Below are 21,266 nucleotides of genomic sequence, written 5' to 3'. Positions count from 1 at the left end.
TCACTCCTTAATTGATTTTCACTTTCGAGAAATCGCTGCCCATCAGGCTGACGCTGTAGCCCGTAATGTTGCTGCGCGTCGCGTAGAAGGTTTTGCCGTTTGCCAGCGCAATCCACGGTGCCTGTTGGTAGAAGATTTCCTGCGCCTGGCCGTAGAGCGCGGCACGCTTCGCCGGGTCGCTCACTACCAGCGCCTTTTTCACCAGTCCATCATACTCTTTATTGCACCAGCGCGCGGCGTTAGAGCCGGTTTTAATGCTGTCGCAGCCGAGCAGCGTATTGGCAAAGTTATCCGGATCGCCGTTGTCCGACATCCAACCGTACAGCGCGCTGTCATGTTCGCCTTTACGGATACCGGTGAGGTATTCGCCCCACTCATAGCTAACGATCTTCGCTTTGATGCCGACTTTCGCCCAGTCGTTCTGGATCATCTCCGCAATACGGCGCGAGTTCGGGTTATACGGACGCTGTACCGGCATCGACCACAGGGTCACTTCCGCGCCCTTCTCAAGCCCTGCCTGTTTCAACAATGCTTTCGCTTTTTCCGGATCGTAACCGTAGTCTTTCAAATCTTTGCTGTAACCCATCATGTTCGGTGGGATCGGCGATTTCGCCACGGTGCCGGAGCCCATAAACACCGCGTTAACGATAGCCTGCTTGTCGGTGGCATAGTTCAGCGCCTGACGCACCAGCACGTTATCAAACGGTTTTTTCTCGGTGTTAAACGCCAGATAGCCGACGTTCAGCGCTTCAACCGCGTGCAGCGCCAGATCTTTATTGCCCTTAATGACGTCAAACTGAACCGGTGACGGTGCCGGAATTATCTGGCATTCGTTGGTTTGCAGTTTCGCCAGACGCGTTTCCACGTTCGGGGTGATGGAGAAGATCAGATGCTTAGTCGGTACCGCGCCGTCCCAATAGTTCGGGTTTGCCAGATAACGAATCTGTGAATCCACCTTGTACTGTTGCAGGACGTACGGGCCGGTGCCAATTGGCCAGTTATCGACGTTCTCCGGCGTGCCTTTTTTCATCATCTGGTCGGCATATTCCGCCGAAAGAATCGACGCGAAGTCCATCCCCCAGTCGGCGAGGAAAGCGGCATTCGGCTCGCTCAGCACGAACTGGACATGATAGTCATCGACCTTTTTCACCTCTTTGATGAGCTTATCGAGACCGACATCGCTGAAGTACTCGTAGTTGCCCTGCGACACTTTGTGATACGGGTGATTGACGTCTTTCTGGCGCATGACGGAGAAAATCACGTCATCGGCGTTAAAATCACGCGTCGGCTTGAAGAATTTGTTGCTGTTGAACTTCACGCCCTGACGCAGCGTGAAGGTATAGGTCAGGCCATCCGGAGAGATGGTCCAGTCCGTTGCCAGTGAAGGCACCGGGGTATTTTTCACCGGATCAAAGTTGATCAAGCGGTTATACAGCACCTGCGAGCTGGCCACGAACGACGGGCCGGAGCTGGCAATCTGCGGGTTGAAGGATTCTGGCGATGCTTCTGAACAGTAAACCAGCGTGTCGGTGTTTGCCGCATAAGCGCTTGCCGGTAACAGCGCACTGAAGGCCAGCGCGAGGAGCGTTTTCCCTGTAGTGTTCCCTGTGATCATGGTTATAAGCCTTTCGATTTTATTATATGGACCGCTTAATAACAGCACAGGGGCCGATAACTGGCAAATAACCAAATGGCATAAATCATATTAAACGCTTTATTTTCAGTAGGTTAATTAATCTACAGTGAGTTTCCCCTCTTCTTCCACACCGAGCTATTTACTATAAATACAAGGAGATAGGGATAACCTGCGCCGCACTGGAGTCAACTTTTTCCAGCCAGCGGATTTCAATAAACCAAAAAATGCGCAACTGGGCCTACCGCGTGAAGGATACCTTGCATATGACTGTCGGCGTGTGGTGCCAAGCGGATGAACAATGGCGTTTCGCGACGGGTGTGTAATATCAGATAACATCTGGCTGTAGTTTGCGAACGTGAACGACAGCTATCTATTCTAATTTAAATAATGCGCACACGTAATTAAACGGTTTATTAATAATCTCTGTGGGGGATAACGCTGAAGCGCATATCTTTTCCAGATATGATTTAATCAACCAACTTGAAAAGTTTAATGATTTTCTAACCAGTCATTCCTTCCGAAGTATTTGATGAATCGTTTCATTAATTCCGAGCTATTAATCAATTTATTAAATAGTCGACAAATCGTATTAAGTCAAATTTAAAAAGAAAACATAAAAAATAACTAAACCTCTTAAATTCAACAAGATAAGAAAAAACATGTAATTTCACGTTAAAAAATAAATACCTTTATGAAATTTAGTAATGGTTTTGTGATTGTAATATTGCCAAATGTAAAAAATAGGTTATCTTTTAAAAATCAACGTCTACCGTGTATTTGTAGGCGTAAAAAAAGGCTCATCTTAATTGTTATAAATCTCATACCAGTCAAAGAGGTCACAATGAAACTAAAGCCTATTGTCAAAAGCCTGGCACTCGCCGGTCTGATGTCAACGGTTATCCTTCCTGCCTATGCCGCTATATCTCAGAAGGACGCAACCGAAACTACCAAAAAAGCCAACGACGCACTTTATAACCAGCTGCCTTTTTCTGACAATACCGACTTTACCAATGCTCACAAAGGTTTCATTGCGGCTCTGCCGACAGACGTTATCAAAGGTGAACAAGGTAACGTTGTCTGGGATCCTCAACAGTATGCCTTTATTAAAGAGGGTGAAAAGGCCCCTTCTACCGTCAACCCAAGCCTGTGGCGCCAGTCTCAGCTGATTAACATCAGCGGCCTGTTTGAAGTGACCGACGGGGTTTATCAGATTCGTAACCTCGACCTTTCCAACATGACCATCATTGAAGGTAAAGAAGGGATTACGGTCGTCGACCCACTGGTGTCTGCTGAAACCGCCAAAGTCGGGATGGATCTCTACTATAAAAATCGCGGTAAAAAACCGGTTGTCGCGATTATTTACACCCACAGCCACGTTGACCACTACGGCGGCGTGCGCGGCGTTGTCGATGAAGCGGATGTTAAATCCGGTAAAGTGAAGGTCTACGCACCGGCTGGCTTTATGGAAGCCGCGGTTGCAGAAAACATCATGGCCGGCAACGTCATGAGCCGTCGCGCCAGCTACATGTACGGCAACCTGCTAAAACCTGATGCTAAAGGCCAGGTTGGCGCAGGCCTTGGGACCACCACATCAGCCGGTACCGTTACGCTGATTGCCCCAACCAACATCATTGAAAAAGACGGTCAGAAAGAAGTGATCGATGGCCTGACCTACGACTTTATGCTGGCTCCAGGGTCAGAAGCCCCATCTGAAATGCTGTGGTATATCGAAGAGAAAAAACTCATCGAGTCTGCTGAAGACGTCACCCATACCCTGCACAACACCTATTCCCTGCGTGGCGCGAAGATTCGTGAACCGCTGCCGTGGTCGAAGTACATCAACGAAGCCATCGTGCGTTGGGGTGATAAAGCTGAAATCATCATGGCGCAGCACCACTGGCCAACCTGGGGTAACGAAAATGTGGTCAACCTGCTGAAGAGCCAGCGTGACCTCTATCGCTACATTAACGACCAGACCCTGCGTATGGCGAACGAAGGTCTGACCCGTGATGAAATCGCGGCAAACTTCAAGCTGCCGGATAGCCTGGCGCATACCTGGGCGAACCGCGGTTACTACGGCTCCGTCAGTCACGACGTGAAGGCAACCTACGTCCTGTACCTCGGCTGGTTCGACGGCAACCCGGCCACCCTGGACGAACTGCCGCCTGAAGAAGCGGCTAAGAAGTTCGTTGACTACATGGGTGGCCCGGATGCCATCATGAAGAAAGCTAAAGAAGACTTTGATCAAGGGAACTACCGTTGGGTTGCTCAGGTCGTCAGCAAGATTGTCTTTGCGGACCCTAAAAACCAGGAAGCGCGTAATCTTGAAGCCGATGCGCTGGAACAGCTGGGCTATCAGGCAGAGTCTGGCCCATGGCGTAACTTCTATCTGACTGGCGCACAAGAGCTTCGTAACGGCGTGCTGAAGGGGCCGACCCCGAACACGGCAAGCCCGGATACGGTGCGTGCGATGACCCCAGAAATGTTCTTTGACTACCTGGCGGTTCATATCAACGGGGAGAAAGCGGGCAACGCGAAAGCCGTCTTTAACATCGACCTCGGTAACGACGGTGGTAAATACAAGCTGGAGCTGGAAAACGGTGTTCTGAACCACACCGCCAATGCAGAAGCAAAAGATGCTGATGCCACCATTTCTCTGGATCGTGCGACCCTGAACAAAATTATCCTGAAAGAAGAGACGCTGAAACAGGCGCAGGATAAAGGGGAAGTTAAGATTTCAGGCGACGGTGCGAAGCTCGAAGAAATGCTGGGCTATATGGACAAATTTGAATTCTGGTTCAATATCGTCACGCCGTAATACCTGCAATTACGTGAAAGCTGCCTTAGGGCAGCTTTTTTTATTCGTATCTCGGATTCATGAACGAAAGGATACGCTATCGCTATTAATGGCCAGCTAGCCATTCTGGTATTTCAGTTTTATGTCTGAGTAACCCATTTTGCGATGCGTCCAGAACAGGACAATGGCGTCAGTTGATACGGTTCTCATCAGCGCGCATAGTACGTGAAGAGAGCGACGAGACCTCATCGTTCCAACTGCGTTTGTGCATTCTTAGGCGCCTTGTCTGGCGCCTTTTTTTTGATTTTACTTAAGTCCAGCCATTCAATGCCGCGAGAATTACCCTATTTACCCCTTTCTTTCGCCGTTTGTTGCTTTTTGCTTTGGGTAAAGTAATCCCGTGAAGAAGTCTATGGGAAAGGAACGTGGCAAAAACTCTTTTACGCAGTGGCAGTCTTGATGACTTCCAGGCCGTAGGCGGCGGCGGGCAAACCGTATTTCATTCTGCGCTTCAGGTGCGCGAAACGCTGCGTTTACGCAAACAGCTGGCGCTGGCCGACTGCCTGGCGATACCGCAGTTGAATGATGAAGGCGACCGCGTTGACTGGTACTCTCCGGTCGATGGCGAAATTATTGGCTGGAAAGCAGCCGACGAAGCCGAGCGCACCCGCGCGCTGCATTATTTAGAAAGTTTGCAGGAAAGCGCCCGCGCGCTCAGTAAAAAATGCCTGCAATCAGACAAAACCGCGCAGCAGCTTTTTGGCGCGCTGCTGGAAAAATCGCTGCAGTTTCCCGGTGAAAACCACCTGTTCCTGGTAGCGGGTAAACCGGTTATCAGCTTCTGGGGCTTCGTGAATCTAAATGAAAGCGCGCGTGAAGATGCGCTTGATTGCCTGCGCTACGTCGAGCCGGAAATCATCGTCGAAGAAGAGCCGGTTATCGCCGATGTGCCTGAGGTGGAAGAGCCTGAAGAGGTTCTGGTCACGTTTAGCGAAGCCGACGCGCCGCTAATCTCCGCCAATGAACCGCTAATCAACGCTTATACGTTACCAGTGGAAGACGCCGAAGAGCCGCAGGCACCGGGCACCCCGGTTATCGCTGCGCCAAAAACACGCCGTCCGCGCTGGGTCTGGGGGCTGCCGCTGGCCGCCGCGGTTGCCGCCGTAGCCATTGCCGTTCCGTTGATGATCCCCACCACGCAGGCTGAGTCTGAACCCGTCGCCCAGGTTGAACCAGCGCCTGCGCCAGCCATGCCAAAAGCCCCCGACATGCCGATGCTGATTAGCGATTTGCCGCTGCATCAGGCGAGCGTCAAGCCAGAACCGGTTGTGGTGCCAGAAGAGAAACCAGTAGTGATCGCCGTCATTCCTAAAGATGCGATGGTGATGGATGCCGACCAGCTTCGCGCCGGGACCACCCGCTTCCTGAACGGCACCTGGCGCGCTCAGATGGACGTCAGCGACGCCCACAGTGGCAAGGCGCCGAGCGTGCGTTATCAGATTCAGAACAACAAAGGCACCGCTCGCGTGGTGCGTGAAGGCAGTATCGTCTGTAAAGCGGCAGTCTTCTCTGGCCTGCATCAAAACGGCGAGCTGATGATAAAGAGCCGTGGAAACGCGCAGTGCAGCGACGGCGCGCGCTATCCGCTGCCGGAAATTAGCTGTAAGCCTGGCAACAGCAACGTCGCCGTCTGCACCGCACGGTTTGATGCTAAGACCGTTGTGCCGTTGACCTTTAAAAAGACGGGAGCCTAAGTCATGTTGGTCACCCTTTGCGATTACAAACAAAGCGTTACGCTGATTGCCAACAGCGGCGTACAGTTCCTTGATTTCGGCCTGAGCCCACAAGAGTCGTTGCAGCACGGGCGCTTCGTGCGCAAAACCGCCAACGGCCCCCTGTTGCGCCTCGATTATGACATGGTTAACCAGCGCTATACGCTGCCGGGTGAGCCCGGTCGCGCGCCTGAAGTGGTTAAGCCCGAATCCACGCTTGCCCTGCACCACTCGCTGACGCTGCTCGACGGCGTCTGGCTGCCGCTGCCGTTCCTACGCTTTAACCCACCGCGTACCTTCGTTGAAGGGCCGGATAACTGGGCGCGCGTACAGATAAGAAAGCTCGCCGAACCGGATAGCGCAGGCAACACCCACCGCGTGACGCTGGCGTTCGACAGCCAAATAAGCCAGGACGATGCGATGTCGCTCTCCCCGGTCGCCGGCGATCTGCTGAACGGCACCCGCTTTGCGCTGGCCTGGCGCGATAATGAAATTGCCGACTTCCTCGACCAGACCTGGATTGACGGCTGGCTGCGCGAAGTGTTCCAGCAGACCACCACCGCCTATGAAGCCCGAAGCGAACGCGATATTGCCCAGGCGCTGCGCAGCTTTGAATATCAGGGCCACTGGATGAACATTCTGGCGCTGCTCGGCGAACAGCTGACGGTGCCGGAAATTAAAATGGTCACCGCCACCCTCAGCACGCCAGCGATTCCGGTGGACTTAATTCTCGATGTCGGCAACACCCACACCTGCGGCGTGATCATTGAAGACCACGGCGATGCCAACGACGGCCTGCGCCAGACCGCCGAGCTACAGGTGCGCTCACTCAGCGAGCCGCAGTACCTGAACGAACCGCTGTTTACCAGCCGGGTTGAGTTCTCCGAATCCCGTTTTGGCAAGCAGCACTTCTCCGTCGAAAGCGGGCGCGAAGACGCCTTTATCTGGCCATCGCTGGTGCGCGTGGGCGATGAAGCCCGCAAGCTGGCGATGCAGCGCTCCGGTACCGAAGGCTACAGCGGCATCTCCAGCCCGCGCCGCTACCTGTGGGATGAAACCCCAACGGTCCAGGACTGGCGCTTTAGCCAGATGAACGGCAAAACCCAGCGCGAACCGCTGGCAACCGCCTTCCCGCTGATGAACCTGATGAACGATGAAGGCCAGCCGCTGTTTACCCTGCCGCCGGACGAGCGCATGCCGGTCTTCTCGCCGCAGTACAGCCGCAGCACCCTGATGACCCATATGCTCTGCGAGCTGCTGGCGCAGGCGCTAGGACAAATTAACAGCGTGGCGACGCGTCTGCGTCTAGGCTTCCCGGCTTCGCCGCGTCAGCTCCGTACGCTAATCCTCACCCTGCCGTCGGCGATGCCAAAGCAGGAGCGCGAGATCTTCCGTCGCCGCATGTTTGAAGCCATTGCGCTGGTCTGGAAAGCCATGGGCTGGCACCCGCAGGACGACGATTTTGCTAACGTTCGTCTGCAGGAAAAGAGCGTCGTGCCAATCCCGAAAATCCATATGGAATGGGATGAAGCTAGCTGCGGTCAACTGGTGTGGCTATACAACGAAGCCATCTCTCATTTTGCCGGACAGACCGAAGCGCTCTTCACCGCGATGGCCCGCCCGGACCGCCAACCTGAAGCGGGTGAAGCGCCTGGCCGCTCGCTGCGCATTGCCTCGCTGGACCTTGGGGGTGGCACCACCGATATGGCCATTGCCGAATACCAGTTAGATGACGGTATCGGCGGCAACGTCAAAATCACCCCGCAGTTGCTGTTCCGCGAGGGGTTTAAAATTGCCGGTGACGACGTGCTGCTGGATATTATTCAGCGTTGCGTCCTGCCCGCGCTGCAAACCCAACTGCAAAAATCGGGCGTCGCCGATGCGCAAGCGCTCATGGCCACCCTGTTTGGTGATTCGGGCCGCTTAGACACCCAGGCGGTGCTGCGCCAGCAGACCACCTTGCAACTGTTTATGCCGATTGGTCACGCGATTCTCGCGGCATGGGAACAGAGCGATGTTCAGGACCCGTTGGCCGGGCTGCACGCCACCTTCGGTGAATTGCTAACGCAAACGCCAACCCGTAATGTCATGAACTACGTCGGTCAGGCCATCGAACACGCTCTGCCTGCCGGAAGCGCGCCGTTTGACCTGCTTGCCGTGCCGCTGGAGGTCACCTTCAGCGCCCTTCAGTCAGCCATGCTGGTAGGCGAGTTTACTCTTGCGGGCCCGCTGCACGCGCTGTGTGAAGCCATTTCCCATTACCGCTGCGACGTGCTGCTGGTCACCGGTCGTCCAGGCTGTCTGCCGGGCGTTCAGGCGCTGATTCGCTACCTCCAGCCGGTACCGGTCAACCGCATGGTCTGGCTGGATAAATACCACGTTCACGAATGGTATCCGTTCAGCCAGCAAGGGCGCATTGGTAACCCGAAATCCACCGCTGCCGTCGGCGCGATGCTGTGCAGCCTGGCGCTGGATCTTCGCCTGCCGCACTTTAACTTTAAAGCGGCAGATATTGGCGCTTACTCCACCGTGCGTTATCTGGGCGTGCTGGATAAAACCGTCAATACGCTACGCGATGAGAATATCTGGTATCAGGATCTCGACCTCGACAAGCCCGGCGCGAAGCTCGACGCCCGCCTGCACTTCCCGCTGCGCGGCAATGTCACCCTCGGCTTCCGTCAATTGGCGAATACCCGCTGGCCTGCCACGCCGCTCTACACCCTGAGCATCAACTCACCGGAGCTGGCCCGGGCCATTGCCGGTGATGGCGTGCTGCAGGTACGACTGAAACTTCAGGGCGGGAGCAAAAACGAAGCGCCGCAGGCATTCGTGCTTAGCGATGCGTGGTTACAGGACGGCACGCCGGTCTCACCGGATGCCCTGACCCTGAAGCTAAATACGTTGGCCGACCGCCGTCATAGCGGCAGCCACTACTGGATTGATAGCGGGAGCGTATTCCTGAAATGACCACCGTACACGCAGTAATGGACTGGCTCGCCACCGAGCGACACGCGCACCCGGCGCTGGATGATGATGCGGATGCCCTGCTTATTCGACTGCTGTCCCTTGATGCGCAGCAGCAAACGCACCAACAGGCGATAACGCGTCGCGCCAGCATCGCGCTGTTCGGCCATTCGCAGCCGTCGAAAGCGCATCTTCTCCGTACGCTATGCGGCAGCGGCGAAGGCCGTTTGACAGTGCAATGCGGTAGCAAAACGCTCGACTACTTCAGCCACATCAATCCGGGCCATAGCCTGACGCAAATGGCGCTGCGCTTTAGCCGCGACCAGTCCACGCCGGACGATGCGTTCCCGCTGCGCCTGAAACTGATTAGCGAAGCGGAGCTGGTTCAGCTATTTATCACCCACGCCTGGCAGCGCGGCGATGTTCGTCCTCCGGACAGCAGCGTTATCGCCCAACGCCTGCGCGGCTGGCAAAGTTTGCGTCAGCCGCAGCCGGTTCCCGGCCTGACGGCAACGGACGTTGCCACCATCAGCCGTTTCTGGCGCGACACTCTGCCAACGGCCTATCAGCAGATTGATGATGCGCTGTGGTATCAGTTTGCGCACCTGCTGCCGTCGTTGGATCTCAGCGCCCGTGCCCGCGCCTGGTCGTTGCTGTGGGGCGAACAGCAGGAACTGACCCAACAGTGGTTAACCCTTGCCCATACGCTGCATCAGTTGGGCAATCGCCGGGAAGTCATGGCACCGCTGAGCCTGCTGGTTGATGCTTTCGCCCTGCCGATGGATGCCTTCTTAACGCCAGGTGGCGAAACCGACGACGCCGTTCTGGTGCATCCGTTAACCCGCGACGGCTACCAGAACGCCGTCAGCGTGCCGGTCACCACGCTTGCAGAGCTCACGCTGGAACTGGTGCTCAGCACCGAACACGGCGTGCTGGATAACGTCGATATTATCGATATTCCCGTGCCACCACGGGATGAAACGTCCCCACTGTGGGCCTGTAAATGCCGCTGGCTGCTGGATCACTACCGCCAGCAACAGCAGCCGGACATCCTGCTCACCTGCAACGCCACCGCGCAGCGCACGGCGATTCCGGACACGGCAAAAACGCTGTTGCGCTGGGTAACCGAAACGCAGCCCGTGCAGGAGAATAAACTGCCAGGCCTGGTGTGGGCGATTACCCCGGAAGACGACCGCTTCGTGCATAAACGTCATTTTGATGAGGCGATTCAACAGTTGGTAGGCAAGCCCGGCCAACATTGGGGAACTCTGCAAGCGCTCGATCACAGCAGCTTACAGCGCCTGATTGAGTGGCTATCTCAGGCTTCGCAGTCAGAATTACGTCAGCGTCGTTTCGCCGCGATGGCGACTGCCCGTCAGCAACAGTTACGCACGCTGTGTCGGCCGTTGCTGGCACCAGCACAGCCGGATACTGCCAAAGTCGAAGCGATGATCCGCGAACTACAGACGCACGCCGCACGCCATGGCGAACTGCTGGAAAGCTTACTCCCTGACCTTGCGGCGTTCGATGCCCTGTGCCAGGTTCAGCAACAGCGCGAAGAGAAAGTTAGCGGCCTGTTTAATGATGCGGTCGACCTGTTTGCCACACCTGAAACAGTGGCGGAAAATACGCTGGTGCATCAGGATCATGGCTCACTGGCCTATGCGCTGTGGTGTAAACATTTGCGCCAATGGAGCCGTCAGCCGCATGCGCTGCTCAGCGCCGATTCACAGCAGCAGCTCGCCTTGTCGCTTCTGGTTGCCAGCCAACGTCTGGCGCTTGCGCAGCAGCTACGGCGCGCCAGCGCCGGACAGCAGGCCGGTGCTGCGCAGCTTCGCGCCATTATTGGCAACTTCATTAACTGGTTGGGCTACGCAGAGCAGCCGGCGTCGGAACGCCCGGCAAGCCGCGTCGCCAAAGGTGAAGCCATTTTCGCCCTGCCCGCAGCGCCATCCCGCACACGTCTTACCCAGCTTGGCGATCAGCCGGTCCATGCCGCGACGCGCTATGTTTATGACTGGCTGGTTGCGCTTTATGCCCGCAGTACCGAACCCGGCGAGGCCATCAACCTGCTGGCATTAGACCGTGACGCGCAGCAAACGCTACAAACGATTCTCCGGTAAACCCTCGGCGGCACAAGGATGTGAACCGCTTTCAAAAGCTGAAAAAAAACGTGCGAAATCCGCACCATGGATATTCAAGCCACGGGCGCCTCTTTACACTCGATAAATAACCCGAGTCGATAAGAGGCCACCATGACCATCACCTGTACCCTGTTTATTCACGGCGAAACCTGCGCCGCGCAAAACGCCGCCACCTTCACACGCCAGAATCCGGTCACCCAAGAGACTGCGAGCATTGCGCCTGCCGCCACCCTGAAAGATGCGACCCGCACAGCCGATGCTGCCGCAGCCGCTTTTCCACAGTGGCGTGATACCTCTGCGGGTGAACGTCGCCGTCTGCTGCTGGCCGCCGCCGATGAGCTGGAAAAACGCAGCGAGCAGTTTGTCGCCATCATGAACGCCGAAACCGGCGCGACGCCTCACTGGGCGGGGTTCAACGTACACCTTGGAGCCGATATTCTGCGCGAAGCCGCGGCGTTGACCACGCAGATTGACGGTCAGGTGATCCCGTCAAATATTCCAGGCAATCTGGCGATGGCTACCCGTCAGGGCGCGGGCGTCGTGCTCGGTATGGCGCCGTGGAATGCGCCGATTATTCTGGCGGTACGCGCCATCGCCACGCCGCTTGCCTGCGGCAATACGGTTATCCTTAAAGGCTCCGAACTGTCACCGGCGACACAAGGGTTGATTATCGCCTCGCTGGCAGCGGCGGGCTTCCCGGCAGGCGTGGTGAACTACCTTACCTGCGCGCCGCAGGATGCCCCCGCGCTGGTTGAGACCTTAATTGCTCACCCCGGCGTACGGCGCATTAACTTCACCGGCTCTACGCAAGTTGGGCGAATCATTGCTCAGACCTGTGCTAAATACCTTAAACCGGTGGTGCTTGAACTCGGCGGTAAAGCGCCGTTGCTGGTGCTGAATGACGCGGATACCGACCAGGCTGCCGCTGGCGCGTGCTTCGGGGCGTTTGCTAACGCCGGGCAGATCTGCATGTCGACCGAGCGCATTATCGTTGAGCAGGCAATTGCCGAGCCGTTTATTCAGGCGCTCATTAAGCGGGTGAATGCACTGCCGAATGGGATACTTGGCTCCGTCGTGGATAAGAAAACCGTGGAGCGCTGTAATGCGCTGATTGATGACGCACTGACTCTTGGCGCGACGCTATTGACCGGCGGGAAAGCGACGTCGACATTCATGTCCGCCACGCTGCTGGATGGCGTCACACCGGCCATGCGAATCTGGCACGAAGAGTCGTTTGGTCCGGTGAAAGCCGTGATCCGCGCGATTGACGAGCAGGATGCCGTGCGGGTTGCCAACGACAGCGCTTATGGGCTTTCATCCGCCGTCTACAGCCGGGATACCGCCCGCGCATGGAACGTGGCGCAGAATCTGCAAACCGGGATTTGCCACATCAATGGCCCGACGGTACACGATGAAGCACAGATGCCGTTTGGCGGCACCAAAGATTCAGGCTACGGGCGTTTTGGTGGTCGAGCGGGAATTCATGAGTTTACGGAACTGCGCTGGGTGACAATGCAGACGCAGCCGAGAAAACTACCGTTCTAGTGATTTTTGGGCATTTGTGAAAGTGGCCAATAAGCCGTGTTACGCGGTTTATTGGCCTGTAGTTAACGTTAATCCAACAGAACCTTGCCTTGTAAATAAGTTCGCGCCACGCCGCTCATCAACACGCGTTCTCCCACCCATTCGCAGCGGATATCGCCGCCGCGCGCAGAAACTTGTCGTGCCAGCATCTGCATTTTACCGAGTTTTTCACCCCAGTATGGGATGAGCATGGTATGCGCAGAACCGGTAACCGGGTCTTCCCACACCGCTTCACCAGGGGAGAAAAATCGGCTGACAAAATCGTATTCACCGTCGCCCGGCGCCGTAACGGAGACCTTATGTTCACCCGGGATCATCGCGCTGATATTGGGTTTCAACGCTTCAACCTGCTGGCGGTTCTCAAGCTCGATGACCCAGGCGCGGCCTTTACGCGCATTAACATAGTGGCGAATACCCAGCGCTTGCAGCATTTCTGCTGGCGGCACGGCGTCGTGGGTTGGGCAGGCCGGGAAATCCAGCGTTAGCCATTTATCGCGACGTGAGACGGTTAAGCGCCCGGAGAGCGTCTCGAAGTGTACCCGTTCATCAGGATAATGAAGGTGCTGAAAGACCACATGGGCACTGGCGAGCGTGGCATGACCACAGAGGTTGACCTCATTTTGGGTCGTAAACCAGCGCAGGGCGAAACCGCTGCGTTGTTTCACGATAAACGCCGTTTCCGATTGATTATGTTGCTGGGCCATCTTCAATAGCGTTTCATCCGGTAGCCAGTCATCCAGCAGACAGACTGCCGCCGCGTTGCCGCCAAAAGCCCGATCGCTGAAGGCATCAACCATATAAAAATCAATCTCGTGCATGCGTTTTCCCTCGTCATCAGTGCGTCATAGCAAACTGACACAAAAAAATAACATCGACAAGTCTCTTTGCTTTCGCAAAAAGTGACAATGTCACACAAATACAATAATGAGAGGTAAGTCACAAAACGATTGTGTTTGCCGCAATATTCGCTTTAAGATCGTACGTCTCTTCTTTTCTCTAACGCTCCCGGTGCATTTTTATGACAACAAACACGGTCTCTCGTCGGATCGCGTGGCTTCGGGTAGTCACGCTGGCTATCGCTGCTTTTATCTTTAATACCACTGAATTTGTGCCGGTTGGCCTGCTGTCCGATATTGCCAGCAGCTTCGGTATGGAAACGGCGCAGGTGGGCATTATGCTGACCATCTACGCCTGGGTCGTGGCGCTCATGTCGCTGCCTTTTATGCTGCTTACCAGCCAGATCGAACGCCGTAAGTTGTTGATTGGCTTGTTTGTCTTATTTATTGCCAGCCACGTGCTGTCGTTCCTTGCGTGGAATTTTACCGTGCTGGTTATCAGCCGTATCGGTATTGCCTTTGCCCACGCGGTGTTCTGGTCAATTACCGCCTCTTTAGCCATTCGTATGGCACCGGCCGGTAAACGTGCTCAGGCGCTGAGCCTGCTGGCCACCGGTACGGCGCTGGCGATGGTATTTGGCATCCCGCTTGGTCGTATCGTCGGTCAGTACTTCGGTTGGCGAACCACCTTCTTCGCTATTGGCGTGGGCGCGCTGATAACCATGCTGGCGCTGATTAAACTGCTGCCACGCCTGCCAAGCGAGCACTCAGGCTCACTGAAAAGTCTGCCGCTGTTGTTCCGTCGTCCGGCGCTGATGAGCATTTATCTGCTCACCGTGGTGGTGGTGACCGCGCATTACACCGCCTACAGCTATATCGAACCCTTTGTCCAGACCGTCGCCGGGCTTAGCGGCAACTTTGCCACCGTCCTGCTGCTGGTGCTTGGCGGCGCAGGGATTATTGGCAGCGTGATTTTTGGCAAACTGGGCAATCTGCACGCATCGGGGTTAATCAGCAGCGCGATTGGCTTACTGCTTGCCTGCCTGCTGCTGTTGCTTCCCGCATCGCAGGATGCTTCGCACCTGGCGGTGTTAAGCATCTTCTGGGGCATCGCCATTATGGTTATCGGTCTCGGTATGCAGGTGAAAGTACTGGCGCTGGCGCCGGACGCTACCGACGTGGCGATGTCGCTATTTTCCGGGATTTTCAACCTTGGGATTGGCGCTGGCGCGCTGCTGGGAAGCCAGATCAGTACCCATCTGTCGATGTCGTCCATTGGCTATGTAGGCGCCGTACCGGCACTGGCGGCGCTTATCTGGTCGGTGGTGATTTTCCGCCGCTGGCCAGCGGCATCGTTAGAGGAACAGGCGCATCAGCATTGATGCGCTTCCCGGCGTCGCGTAGCCCGGCCGAGCAACGCGACGCCGGGAAAAACCTACGCGTGATACGTCGTAATAATCTCCAGCACGCCGTTAATAATAAACTGCACGCCCATACACACCAGCAGGAAGCCCATCAGGCGGGAAATGGCTTCAATGCCCCCTTTCCCGACCAGACGCATAATCGCCCCTGAACTGCGTAAGCATCCCCACAGAATAACCCCCACCAGCGCAAAGATAATCGGCGGAGCCACCAGAATCACCCAATCCGGGAAGTTGGCGCCATGTTTTACCGTCGAGGCGGAACTGATGATCATGGCAATCGTTCCTGGACCGGCAGTGCTTGGCATGGCGAGCGGCACAAACGCGATATTCGCGGTGGGTTCATCCTCCAGCTCTTCTGATTTGCTGCGCGCCTCCGGCGAGTCATGTGCCTTCTGCTGCGGGAACAGCATGCGGAAACCGATAAAGGCCACAATCAGCCCCCCGGCGATACGCAGCCCAGGTATTGATATCCCGAATGTATTCATCACCACCTGACCCGCATAATAGGCCACCATCATGATAGCGAAGACATACACCGAGGCCATCAGCGATTGCCGGTTGCGCTCTGCGCTGTTCATATTGCCCGAGAGCCCAAGGAACAGCGCTACGGTCGTTAAAGGGTTCGCCAGCGGCAGCAGTACCACCAGCCCAAGCCCAATTGCCTGAAAAAGTTCCTTCATATGCGTCCCAAAATCCTGTCTGTTTAACGAAAAAATGCATGCTGTACACAAGGCCATTCCCCATAAGCGCAGCACATCTGTCTGCGAGGAGGCTAAGTACAGGATACCCTATTTATAAGTACGTGAAGCGTTTTAGCAATTCGTGGCATCGCACCATTCATTCAGTTGACTTATGGTTGCGTGAGAAATAATATCCACCGCAACTAAAGTACTTGCCAGGGCAACCATTGTGAACAGCACAAGCGATCTCTTCAATGAAATGATTCCACTTGGGCATCTGATTCACATGGTTAACCAGAAAAAAGATCGCTTACTCAACGAGCATTTATCGCCAGAAGACATTACTGCTTCGCAGTTCAGAGTGCTTTGCTCTATTCGCTGTAAAGGCAGTATCACCCCCGTGGAGTTGAAAAAGACCCTGTCGGTGGATCTGGGCGCACTCACCCGCATGCTTGATCGTTTGCTGTGTCGGGGCTGGATAGCCCGGTTACCTAATCCAAATGACAAGCGGGGTGTATTGATTCAGTTGACGCCAGAAGGCGCCACCATTTGTGAACAATGCCACCAGCTCGTTGGGCAAAACCTGCACCAGGAATTAACAAAAAACTTAACGGCAAATGAAGTTGCGACGCTCGAACTTCTCCTTAAAAAAATATTGCCGTAAACAGAAGAAGAGGTATGACGATGTCCAGACGTAACACTGACGCTATTACTATTCATAGCATTTTGGACTGGATCGAAGATAACCTGGAATCCCCGCTGTCACTGGAAAAAGTGTCAGAGCGTTCTGGTTACTCAAAATGGCACCTGCAGCGGATGTTCAAAAAAGAGACCGGTCATTCATTAGGTCAGTACATTCGCACCCGTAAGCTGACGGAAATCGCCCAGAAGTTAAAAGAAGGCAATGAGCCCATTCTCTATCTGGCCGAACGTTACGGTTTTGAATCGCAGCAGACGCTGACGCGAACGTTTAAAAACTACTTTGATGTGCCACCGCACAAGTACCGCGTAACAAATATGCGTGAAGATGCTCGCTACCTGTTCCCTATTAATCACTGTGTCTGTTAATCGCCTGCAATAAGACGTATCGAGGAAATAATGAAACTGTTCGCTGCCGTTGCTCTCGTCACCCTGACGATGGCCGCAAGCGTAAGCTATGCGGAACAACTACCGGCACAAAATAACGCCCATCAGACCATGCTGATGCCTTCTGCCAGCAACCAGTCGCCGTTTGATTTTAATCATATGGGCGCCGGTAGCGATAAGTCAGATGAACTGGGCGTACCGTATTACAACGACAACAATCGCTAAACGTTATTGCCCCGCTCCGGCGGGGCTTTTTTTATGCTGTTATCCCTTCACCGTCCGACGAAATCCCGGGATCTTCAGGCCAAAGACGTTAATTAGCAGCCCAGCCATAATCAGCAGTGCACCCACCAATTGCATGGCCGTGAGCGTCTCACCCAACAGCAGCGCTGCACTCGCCAGCCCAACAACCGGTACCAATAGCGACAGCGGCGCCACGCGCCAGGTTTCATAGCGACCCAGCAGCGAGCCCCATATCCCATAGCCAACAATGCTGGCAATAAAGGAAAGATAGGCCAGCGACAGCACGGTAGTGAGATTGATATGAATGACGCTTTGCGCCATCAGGTGCGGGCCTTCGAATATCCACGAGCTCAGCATAAACGGTCCAATCGGGATTAACGCGCTCCATACCACCAGCGACATCACGCCGGTTTTCGACGGGTGCAGCATGATTTTTTTATTAAAGATATTACCGCAGGCCCAACAGAGCGCGGCGCCCAGCGTCAGCATAAAGCCCAGCAGCTGCACATGCTGCCCGGTCATGCTGGTTTCAATCAGCACCAGTACGCCAAACACCGCCAGCGAGATGCCCACCAGCTGTTTGCGCTGCAGCCGCTCGCCAAAGACAAATGCCCCAAGAATAATGGTAAAGAAGGCCTGTGCTTGCAGGACCAGCGACGCCAGCCCAGCGGGCATGCCGAAGTTAATGGCGCAGAACAAGAAGGCAAACTGACCAAAGCTGATGGTCAGCGCGTAGCCCAGCAGCAACGGAAGCGGTACGCGGGGGCGCGGCACAAAGAACAGCGCAGGAAAGGCAACAAACAGGAAGCGAAGTCCTGCCAGCAGCAGCGGCGGCATACCATGCAGCCCAACTTTGATAACCACGAAATTCAGTCCCCATACCACCACTACCAGCAGCGCTAGTAGCCCATCTTTACGCGTCATACACGCTCCACCGTTTTTTAAATTTATGTAAACACATTCAAAGTAACGAAAAATTCAGTCCAGGAATAGATCATTATTTCTGGCAGGCCGCGATCGCACTTCCCGACACGGACTTATCTATACAAGCTTCCTATGGCGTGATATTTGTGAAAGTGATAACAAAAAAATGCACAACCATATCTCTCAGGCAGGAAAATGAAACCAACAACCAGACGATCTACGATTGCGCTGCTGGCATCGTCGTTACTGTTAACCATCGGGCGCGGTGCCACACTTCCCTTTATGACCATCTACCTCACCCGGCAGTACGCCATGACGGTAGATACCATCGGTTATGCCATGTCCATCGCCCTGGTGGTCGGCGTCATCTTCAGCCTCGGTTTCGGCATTCTGGCCGACAAGTTTGATAAAAAACGCTATATGCTGATCGCGGTGACGTTTTTTATCGCCGGCTTTGTCGCCATCCCGCTGGTAAACAGCGTGCCGCTGGTGGTGTTCTTTTTCTCGCTGATCAACTGTTCGTATTCGGTTTTCTCAACCGTTCTGAAGGCATATTTCTCCGATACACTGACGGCAACAACCAAAGCGCGCATCTTTTCGCTTAACTACACCTTCCTCAATATCGGCTGGACCATTGGCCCGCCGATTGGCACGCTGCTGGTGATGCACAGCATTAACCTGCCGTTCTGGCTGGCGGCGATTTGCGCAGCGTTTCCGCTGCTGTTTATCCAGCGCTATGTGGTGCGTATTAATTCCGCGGAAATGGCCGAGACGCCGATGGCCTGGTCGCCTTCCGTGCTGTTGCACGACCGAGCGCTGCTGTGGTTTACCCTCTCCGGTCTGCTGGCCTCGTTCGTTGGCGGCTCATTCGCCTCCTGTATGTCGCAGTACGTGCTGACGATTGGCGATAGTACCTTTGCCGAGAAGGTGGTGGCGGTGATCCTGCCGGTGAACGCCGCGGTGGTGGTGACCTTGCAGTACGCCATCGGCCGCCGCTTAACGGCCAGTAACCTGAAACCGCTGATGACCTTCGGCACCCTGTGTTATGTGCTGGGTCTGGCCGGTTTTATGGTATCGGGAAGCAACCTGCTGTTCTGGGGGCTGGCAGCGGCGGTCTTTACGCTGGGCGAGGTTATCTACGCTCCTGGTGAATACATGCTGATTGATAACATTGCCCCACCGGGTATGAAGGCCAGCTACTTCTCCGCACAGGCGCTGGGCTGGCTTGGTGCTGCGCTGAACCCGCTGTTGACCGGGCAAATCCTGACGCATTTCGCGCCTTACGCACTGTTCCCTATCATGATGGTGGTTATCGTGCTGGCGTGGTGGCTGATTATTCGCGGCATTAAGGCCAGTACCTGGGGAGCGACGGTTAGCGTCGCGTGAAGGGTTTCCCGGCGGCGCTGCGCTTGGCCGGGCTACAGGATAGGTAGCCCGGCCAAGGCGAAACGCCGACGTGGGGGAATTACCAGATATCGGCCGCAATTCCGGTCACAAGACGCACTTTATCCCACTGCTGCTGCTCGCTCAGGCTGTTCCCCTCTTCCGTTGAGGCAAAACCACACTGCGGGCTCAGGCAGATCTGATCCAGCGCGACATACTGCGATGCTTCTTCTACGCGCGCTTTCACACCCTGTGGGTTTTCCAGTTCACCGTTTTTGGTGGTGATAAGCCCCAGCACGGCTTTCTGATGCCCAGGACGAATAAAGCGCAGTGGCGCAAAATCACCGGAACGGTCGTTGTCATACTCGAGGAAGAATGCATCGACGTTCACGCGACCAAACAGGATCTCCGCCACCGGCTCGTAGCCACCTTCGGAAATCCAGGTGGAACGGAAGTTACCGCGACACACGTGCAGGCCAACAATCAGGTCGTCCGGTTTGCCTTCCAGCGCACGGTTCAGCACGTCGGCATAGATAGCCGCCAGCTTATCCGGATCGTCACCGCGTTCACGCACCTGGCGGCGTTGATCGTCAGAGCACAGATACGCCCATACGGTATCGTCGAGTTGAAGATAGCGGCAACCCGCGTCATAAAATGCGCGGATAGCGTCGCGCCAGGTATCCGCCAGATCGTTAAAGTAATCGGTCAGATCCGGGTATACGTTGGCATCGATATCTTTACGACCACCGCGGAAATGCAGCACGCTCGGGCTTGGGATGGTCATTTTTGGCGTCGCATCTCCGCTGATGCTCTTGAGGAAGCGGAAATCTTCGAGCATCGGGTGCTCGCCAAAGCCCAGCTTGCCGGTCACTCGAATGCCGTGAGCACGCGTCTGTACGCCGTTAAACTGGATGCCTTTATCGGAGTCGTAACGCTCTACACCCTGCAGACCATCAAAGAAATCAAAGTGCCACCAGGCGCGACGGAATTCACCGTCAGTGACCACATGCAGGCCGCAGTCGCACTGATGCTCCACCACGCGCCGAATCTCGGCATCCTCAACGGCGCGAAGTTGCTGCGCGTTGATTTCACCGTTGGCCAACTGCTGGCGGGCTTCTTTAATCGCCAGAGGGCGTAAAAAACTGCCAACGATGTCGGCGCGATAAGGGGCGTGTTGATGTGTCATGCGATCTCCTTACTCCATCAGGCAAACTCGTTGCCCTGAGTGATAATTTATTATTTGAACCATTTGGACTTCTGGATGGCTATATGTCCAGATAGTGTCATTTGGCTGTCACTCAGGCAAACGAGAATTCTTCATGGCTATTGAAAAATCTTCATGATCCCGATTGAAAAGCAAATCCTTCATCCTGCCAGCCGGTGATGCCACCAATCATAATTTTCACCGAGCGCCCCAGCGCGGCCAGTTTCCAGGCTGCCTGATCGGCACCGTTGCAGTGCGGCCCCGCGCAGTAAGCCACAAACAGCGTATCATCAGGCCAGGCCTGCATCCGCTCAGCGGTAATATCCGCGTGACGCAGGTGAACGGCTCCGGGAATATGGCGACGCTCGAACGCTTCCGCATTCCCGACAACGTGCAGCAACACGAAATCAACGTCTGGCTGTTGCATCGCCGCATGGACATCCGCGCAGTCGGTTTCAAAGCTCAGTCGTTGGCGGAAATACGCCAGGGCATCTGCGGGGCTGGCAGCAGGATAATCAGTCACGTAACTCATCGTTTATTCTCCGGTTCTGTGTTACCACTATGGCAACGACCGAATGAGTATAAACAG

16 protein-coding genes are annotated in these 21,266 nt (G+C 55.2%); 10 read left to right on the top strand and 6 right to left on the bottom strand.

Annotation, left to right across the window (positions count from 1 at the left end; all coding sequences use genetic code 11):
* Positions 1-7 precede the first annotated feature (7 nt).
* Positions 8-1,615 carry an ABC transporter substrate-binding protein gene (locus tag ACH1XZ_RS04965; RefSeq protein ID WP_395594562.1) on the bottom strand — a complete coding sequence of 536 codons (1,608 nt, stop codon included), beginning with the start codon at positions 1,613-1,615 and terminating at the stop codon, positions 8-10.
* Positions 1,616-2,477: 862 nt separating this feature from the next.
* Here ACH1XZ_RS04965 and ACH1XZ_RS04960 point away from each other — a divergent pair.
* The 5 genes from ACH1XZ_RS04960 (at position 2,478) to ACH1XZ_RS04940 (ending at position 12,858) form a co-directional block, all read left to right on the top strand.
* The gene (locus ACH1XZ_RS04960) at positions 2,478-4,454 is read left to right on the top strand and encodes an alkyl/aryl-sulfatase (RefSeq protein WP_395594561.1); all 1,977 of its coding nucleotides are present in this window, start codon (positions 2,478-2,480) and stop codon (positions 4,452-4,454) included.
* A 404-nt stretch (positions 4,455-4,858) separates the two neighbouring features.
* The gene (locus ACH1XZ_RS04955; protein WP_395594560.1) at positions 4,859-6,187 is read left to right on the top strand and encodes an SrfA family protein; all 1,329 of its coding nucleotides are present in this window, start codon (positions 4,859-4,861) and stop codon (positions 6,185-6,187) included.
* A gap of 3 nt (positions 6,188-6,190) precedes the next feature.
* Complete coding sequence (locus ACH1XZ_RS04950) at positions 6,191-9,172, top strand: virulence factor SrfB (protein ID WP_395594559.1); 2,982 nt, start codon at positions 6,191-6,193, stop codon at positions 9,170-9,172.
* Complete coding sequence (locus ACH1XZ_RS04945) at positions 9,169-11,292, top strand: virulence factor SrfC family protein (protein ID WP_395594558.1); 2,124 nt, start codon at positions 9,169-9,171, stop codon at positions 11,290-11,292. Before ACH1XZ_RS04950 ends, ACH1XZ_RS04945 begins: the two co-directional genes overlap by 4 nt.
* Positions 11,293-11,424: 132 nt before the next feature.
* Positions 11,425-12,858, top strand: coding sequence for an aldehyde dehydrogenase (locus ACH1XZ_RS04940; RefSeq protein WP_395594557.1), 1,434 nt, complete (start codon positions 11,425-11,427; stop codon positions 12,856-12,858).
* Positions 12,859-12,926: 68 nt separating this feature from the next.
* On the opposite strand, the gene ACH1XZ_RS04935 is transcribed toward ACH1XZ_RS04940, so the two are convergent.
* Positions 12,927-13,715 (bottom strand): PhzF family phenazine biosynthesis protein, encoded by a 789-nt coding sequence (locus tag ACH1XZ_RS04935; RefSeq protein WP_395594556.1) that lies wholly within the window; start codon positions 13,713-13,715, stop codon positions 12,927-12,929.
* A 200-nt stretch (positions 13,716-13,915) separates the two neighbouring features.
* Between ACH1XZ_RS04935 and ACH1XZ_RS04930 the strand changes: the two genes are divergently transcribed.
* Positions 13,916-15,115 (top strand): sugar transporter, encoded by a 1,200-nt coding sequence (locus ACH1XZ_RS04930; protein WP_395594555.1) that lies wholly within the window; start codon positions 13,916-13,918, stop codon positions 15,113-15,115.
* Positions 15,116-15,168: 53 nt separating this feature from the next.
* Here ACH1XZ_RS04930 and ACH1XZ_RS04925 read toward each other — a convergent pair whose 3' ends face one another.
* On the bottom strand, positions 15,169-15,837 hold the full coding sequence (locus tag ACH1XZ_RS04925) for a MarC family NAAT transporter (RefSeq protein ID WP_395594554.1): 669 nt from the start codon (positions 15,835-15,837) through the stop codon (positions 15,169-15,171).
* 229 nt (positions 15,838-16,066) lie between these two features.
* Here ACH1XZ_RS04925 and marR point away from each other — a divergent pair, with 229 nt between their 5' ends.
* The 3 genes from marR to marB are packed head-to-tail and all read left to right on the top strand — an operon-like array spanning position 16,067 to position 17,148.
* Positions 16,067-16,501: a multiple antibiotic resistance transcriptional regulator MarR gene (gene marR, locus ACH1XZ_RS04920; protein WP_035895735.1), complete on the top strand. Its 435-nt coding sequence runs from the start codon at positions 16,067-16,069 to the stop codon at positions 16,499-16,501.
* A 20-nt stretch (positions 16,502-16,521) separates the two neighbouring features.
* On the top strand, positions 16,522-16,905 hold the full coding sequence (marA, locus tag ACH1XZ_RS04915; RefSeq protein ID WP_395594553.1) for an MDR efflux pump AcrAB transcriptional activator MarA: 384 nt from the start codon (positions 16,522-16,524) through the stop codon (positions 16,903-16,905).
* Between the two features lie 30 nt (positions 16,906-16,935).
* Positions 16,936-17,148: a multiple antibiotic resistance protein MarB gene (marB, locus tag ACH1XZ_RS04910; RefSeq protein ID WP_395594552.1), complete on the top strand. Its 213-nt coding sequence runs from the start codon at positions 16,936-16,938 to the stop codon at positions 17,146-17,148.
* 39 nt (positions 17,149-17,187) lie between these two features.
* On the opposite strand, the gene eamA is transcribed toward marB, so the two are convergent.
* Positions 17,188-18,090 carry an O-acetylserine/cysteine exporter gene (gene eamA / locus ACH1XZ_RS04905; RefSeq protein ID WP_395594551.1) on the bottom strand — a complete coding sequence of 301 codons (903 nt, stop codon included), beginning with the start codon at positions 18,088-18,090 and terminating at the stop codon, positions 17,188-17,190.
* 195 nt (positions 18,091-18,285) lie between these two features.
* Here eamA and ydeE point away from each other — a divergent pair, with 195 nt between their 5' ends.
* Positions 18,286-19,476 (top strand): efflux MFS transporter YdeE, encoded by a 1,191-nt coding sequence (ydeE, locus tag ACH1XZ_RS04900; RefSeq protein ID WP_395594550.1) that lies wholly within the window; start codon positions 18,286-18,288, stop codon positions 19,474-19,476.
* A gap of 79 nt (positions 19,477-19,555) precedes the next feature.
* Here the strand turns inward: ydeE and ACH1XZ_RS04895 are convergent, their stop codons facing one another.
* Both ACH1XZ_RS04895 and ACH1XZ_RS04890 read right to left on the bottom strand, forming a co-directional pair.
* Positions 19,556-20,659 (bottom strand): cobalamin-independent methionine synthase II family protein, encoded by a 1,104-nt coding sequence (locus ACH1XZ_RS04895; RefSeq protein WP_395594549.1) that lies wholly within the window; start codon positions 20,657-20,659, stop codon positions 19,556-19,558.
* A gap of 151 nt (positions 20,660-20,810) precedes the next feature.
* Positions 20,811-21,209 carry a rhodanese-like domain-containing protein gene (locus ACH1XZ_RS04890; RefSeq protein ID WP_395594548.1) on the bottom strand — a complete coding sequence of 133 codons (399 nt, stop codon included), beginning with the start codon at positions 21,207-21,209 and terminating at the stop codon, positions 20,811-20,813.
* Between the last annotated feature and the right edge of the window lie 57 nt (positions 21,210-21,266).

The organism is Kluyvera chengduensis (assembly GCF_044197065.1).
GTDB classification, from domain to species: domain Bacteria; phylum Pseudomonadota; class Gammaproteobacteria; order Enterobacterales; family Enterobacteriaceae; genus Kluyvera; species Kluyvera ascorbata_C.
Note: the sequence above shows the minus strand (reverse complement) of the source record. Positions and strands in the feature narration are given on the sequence as shown.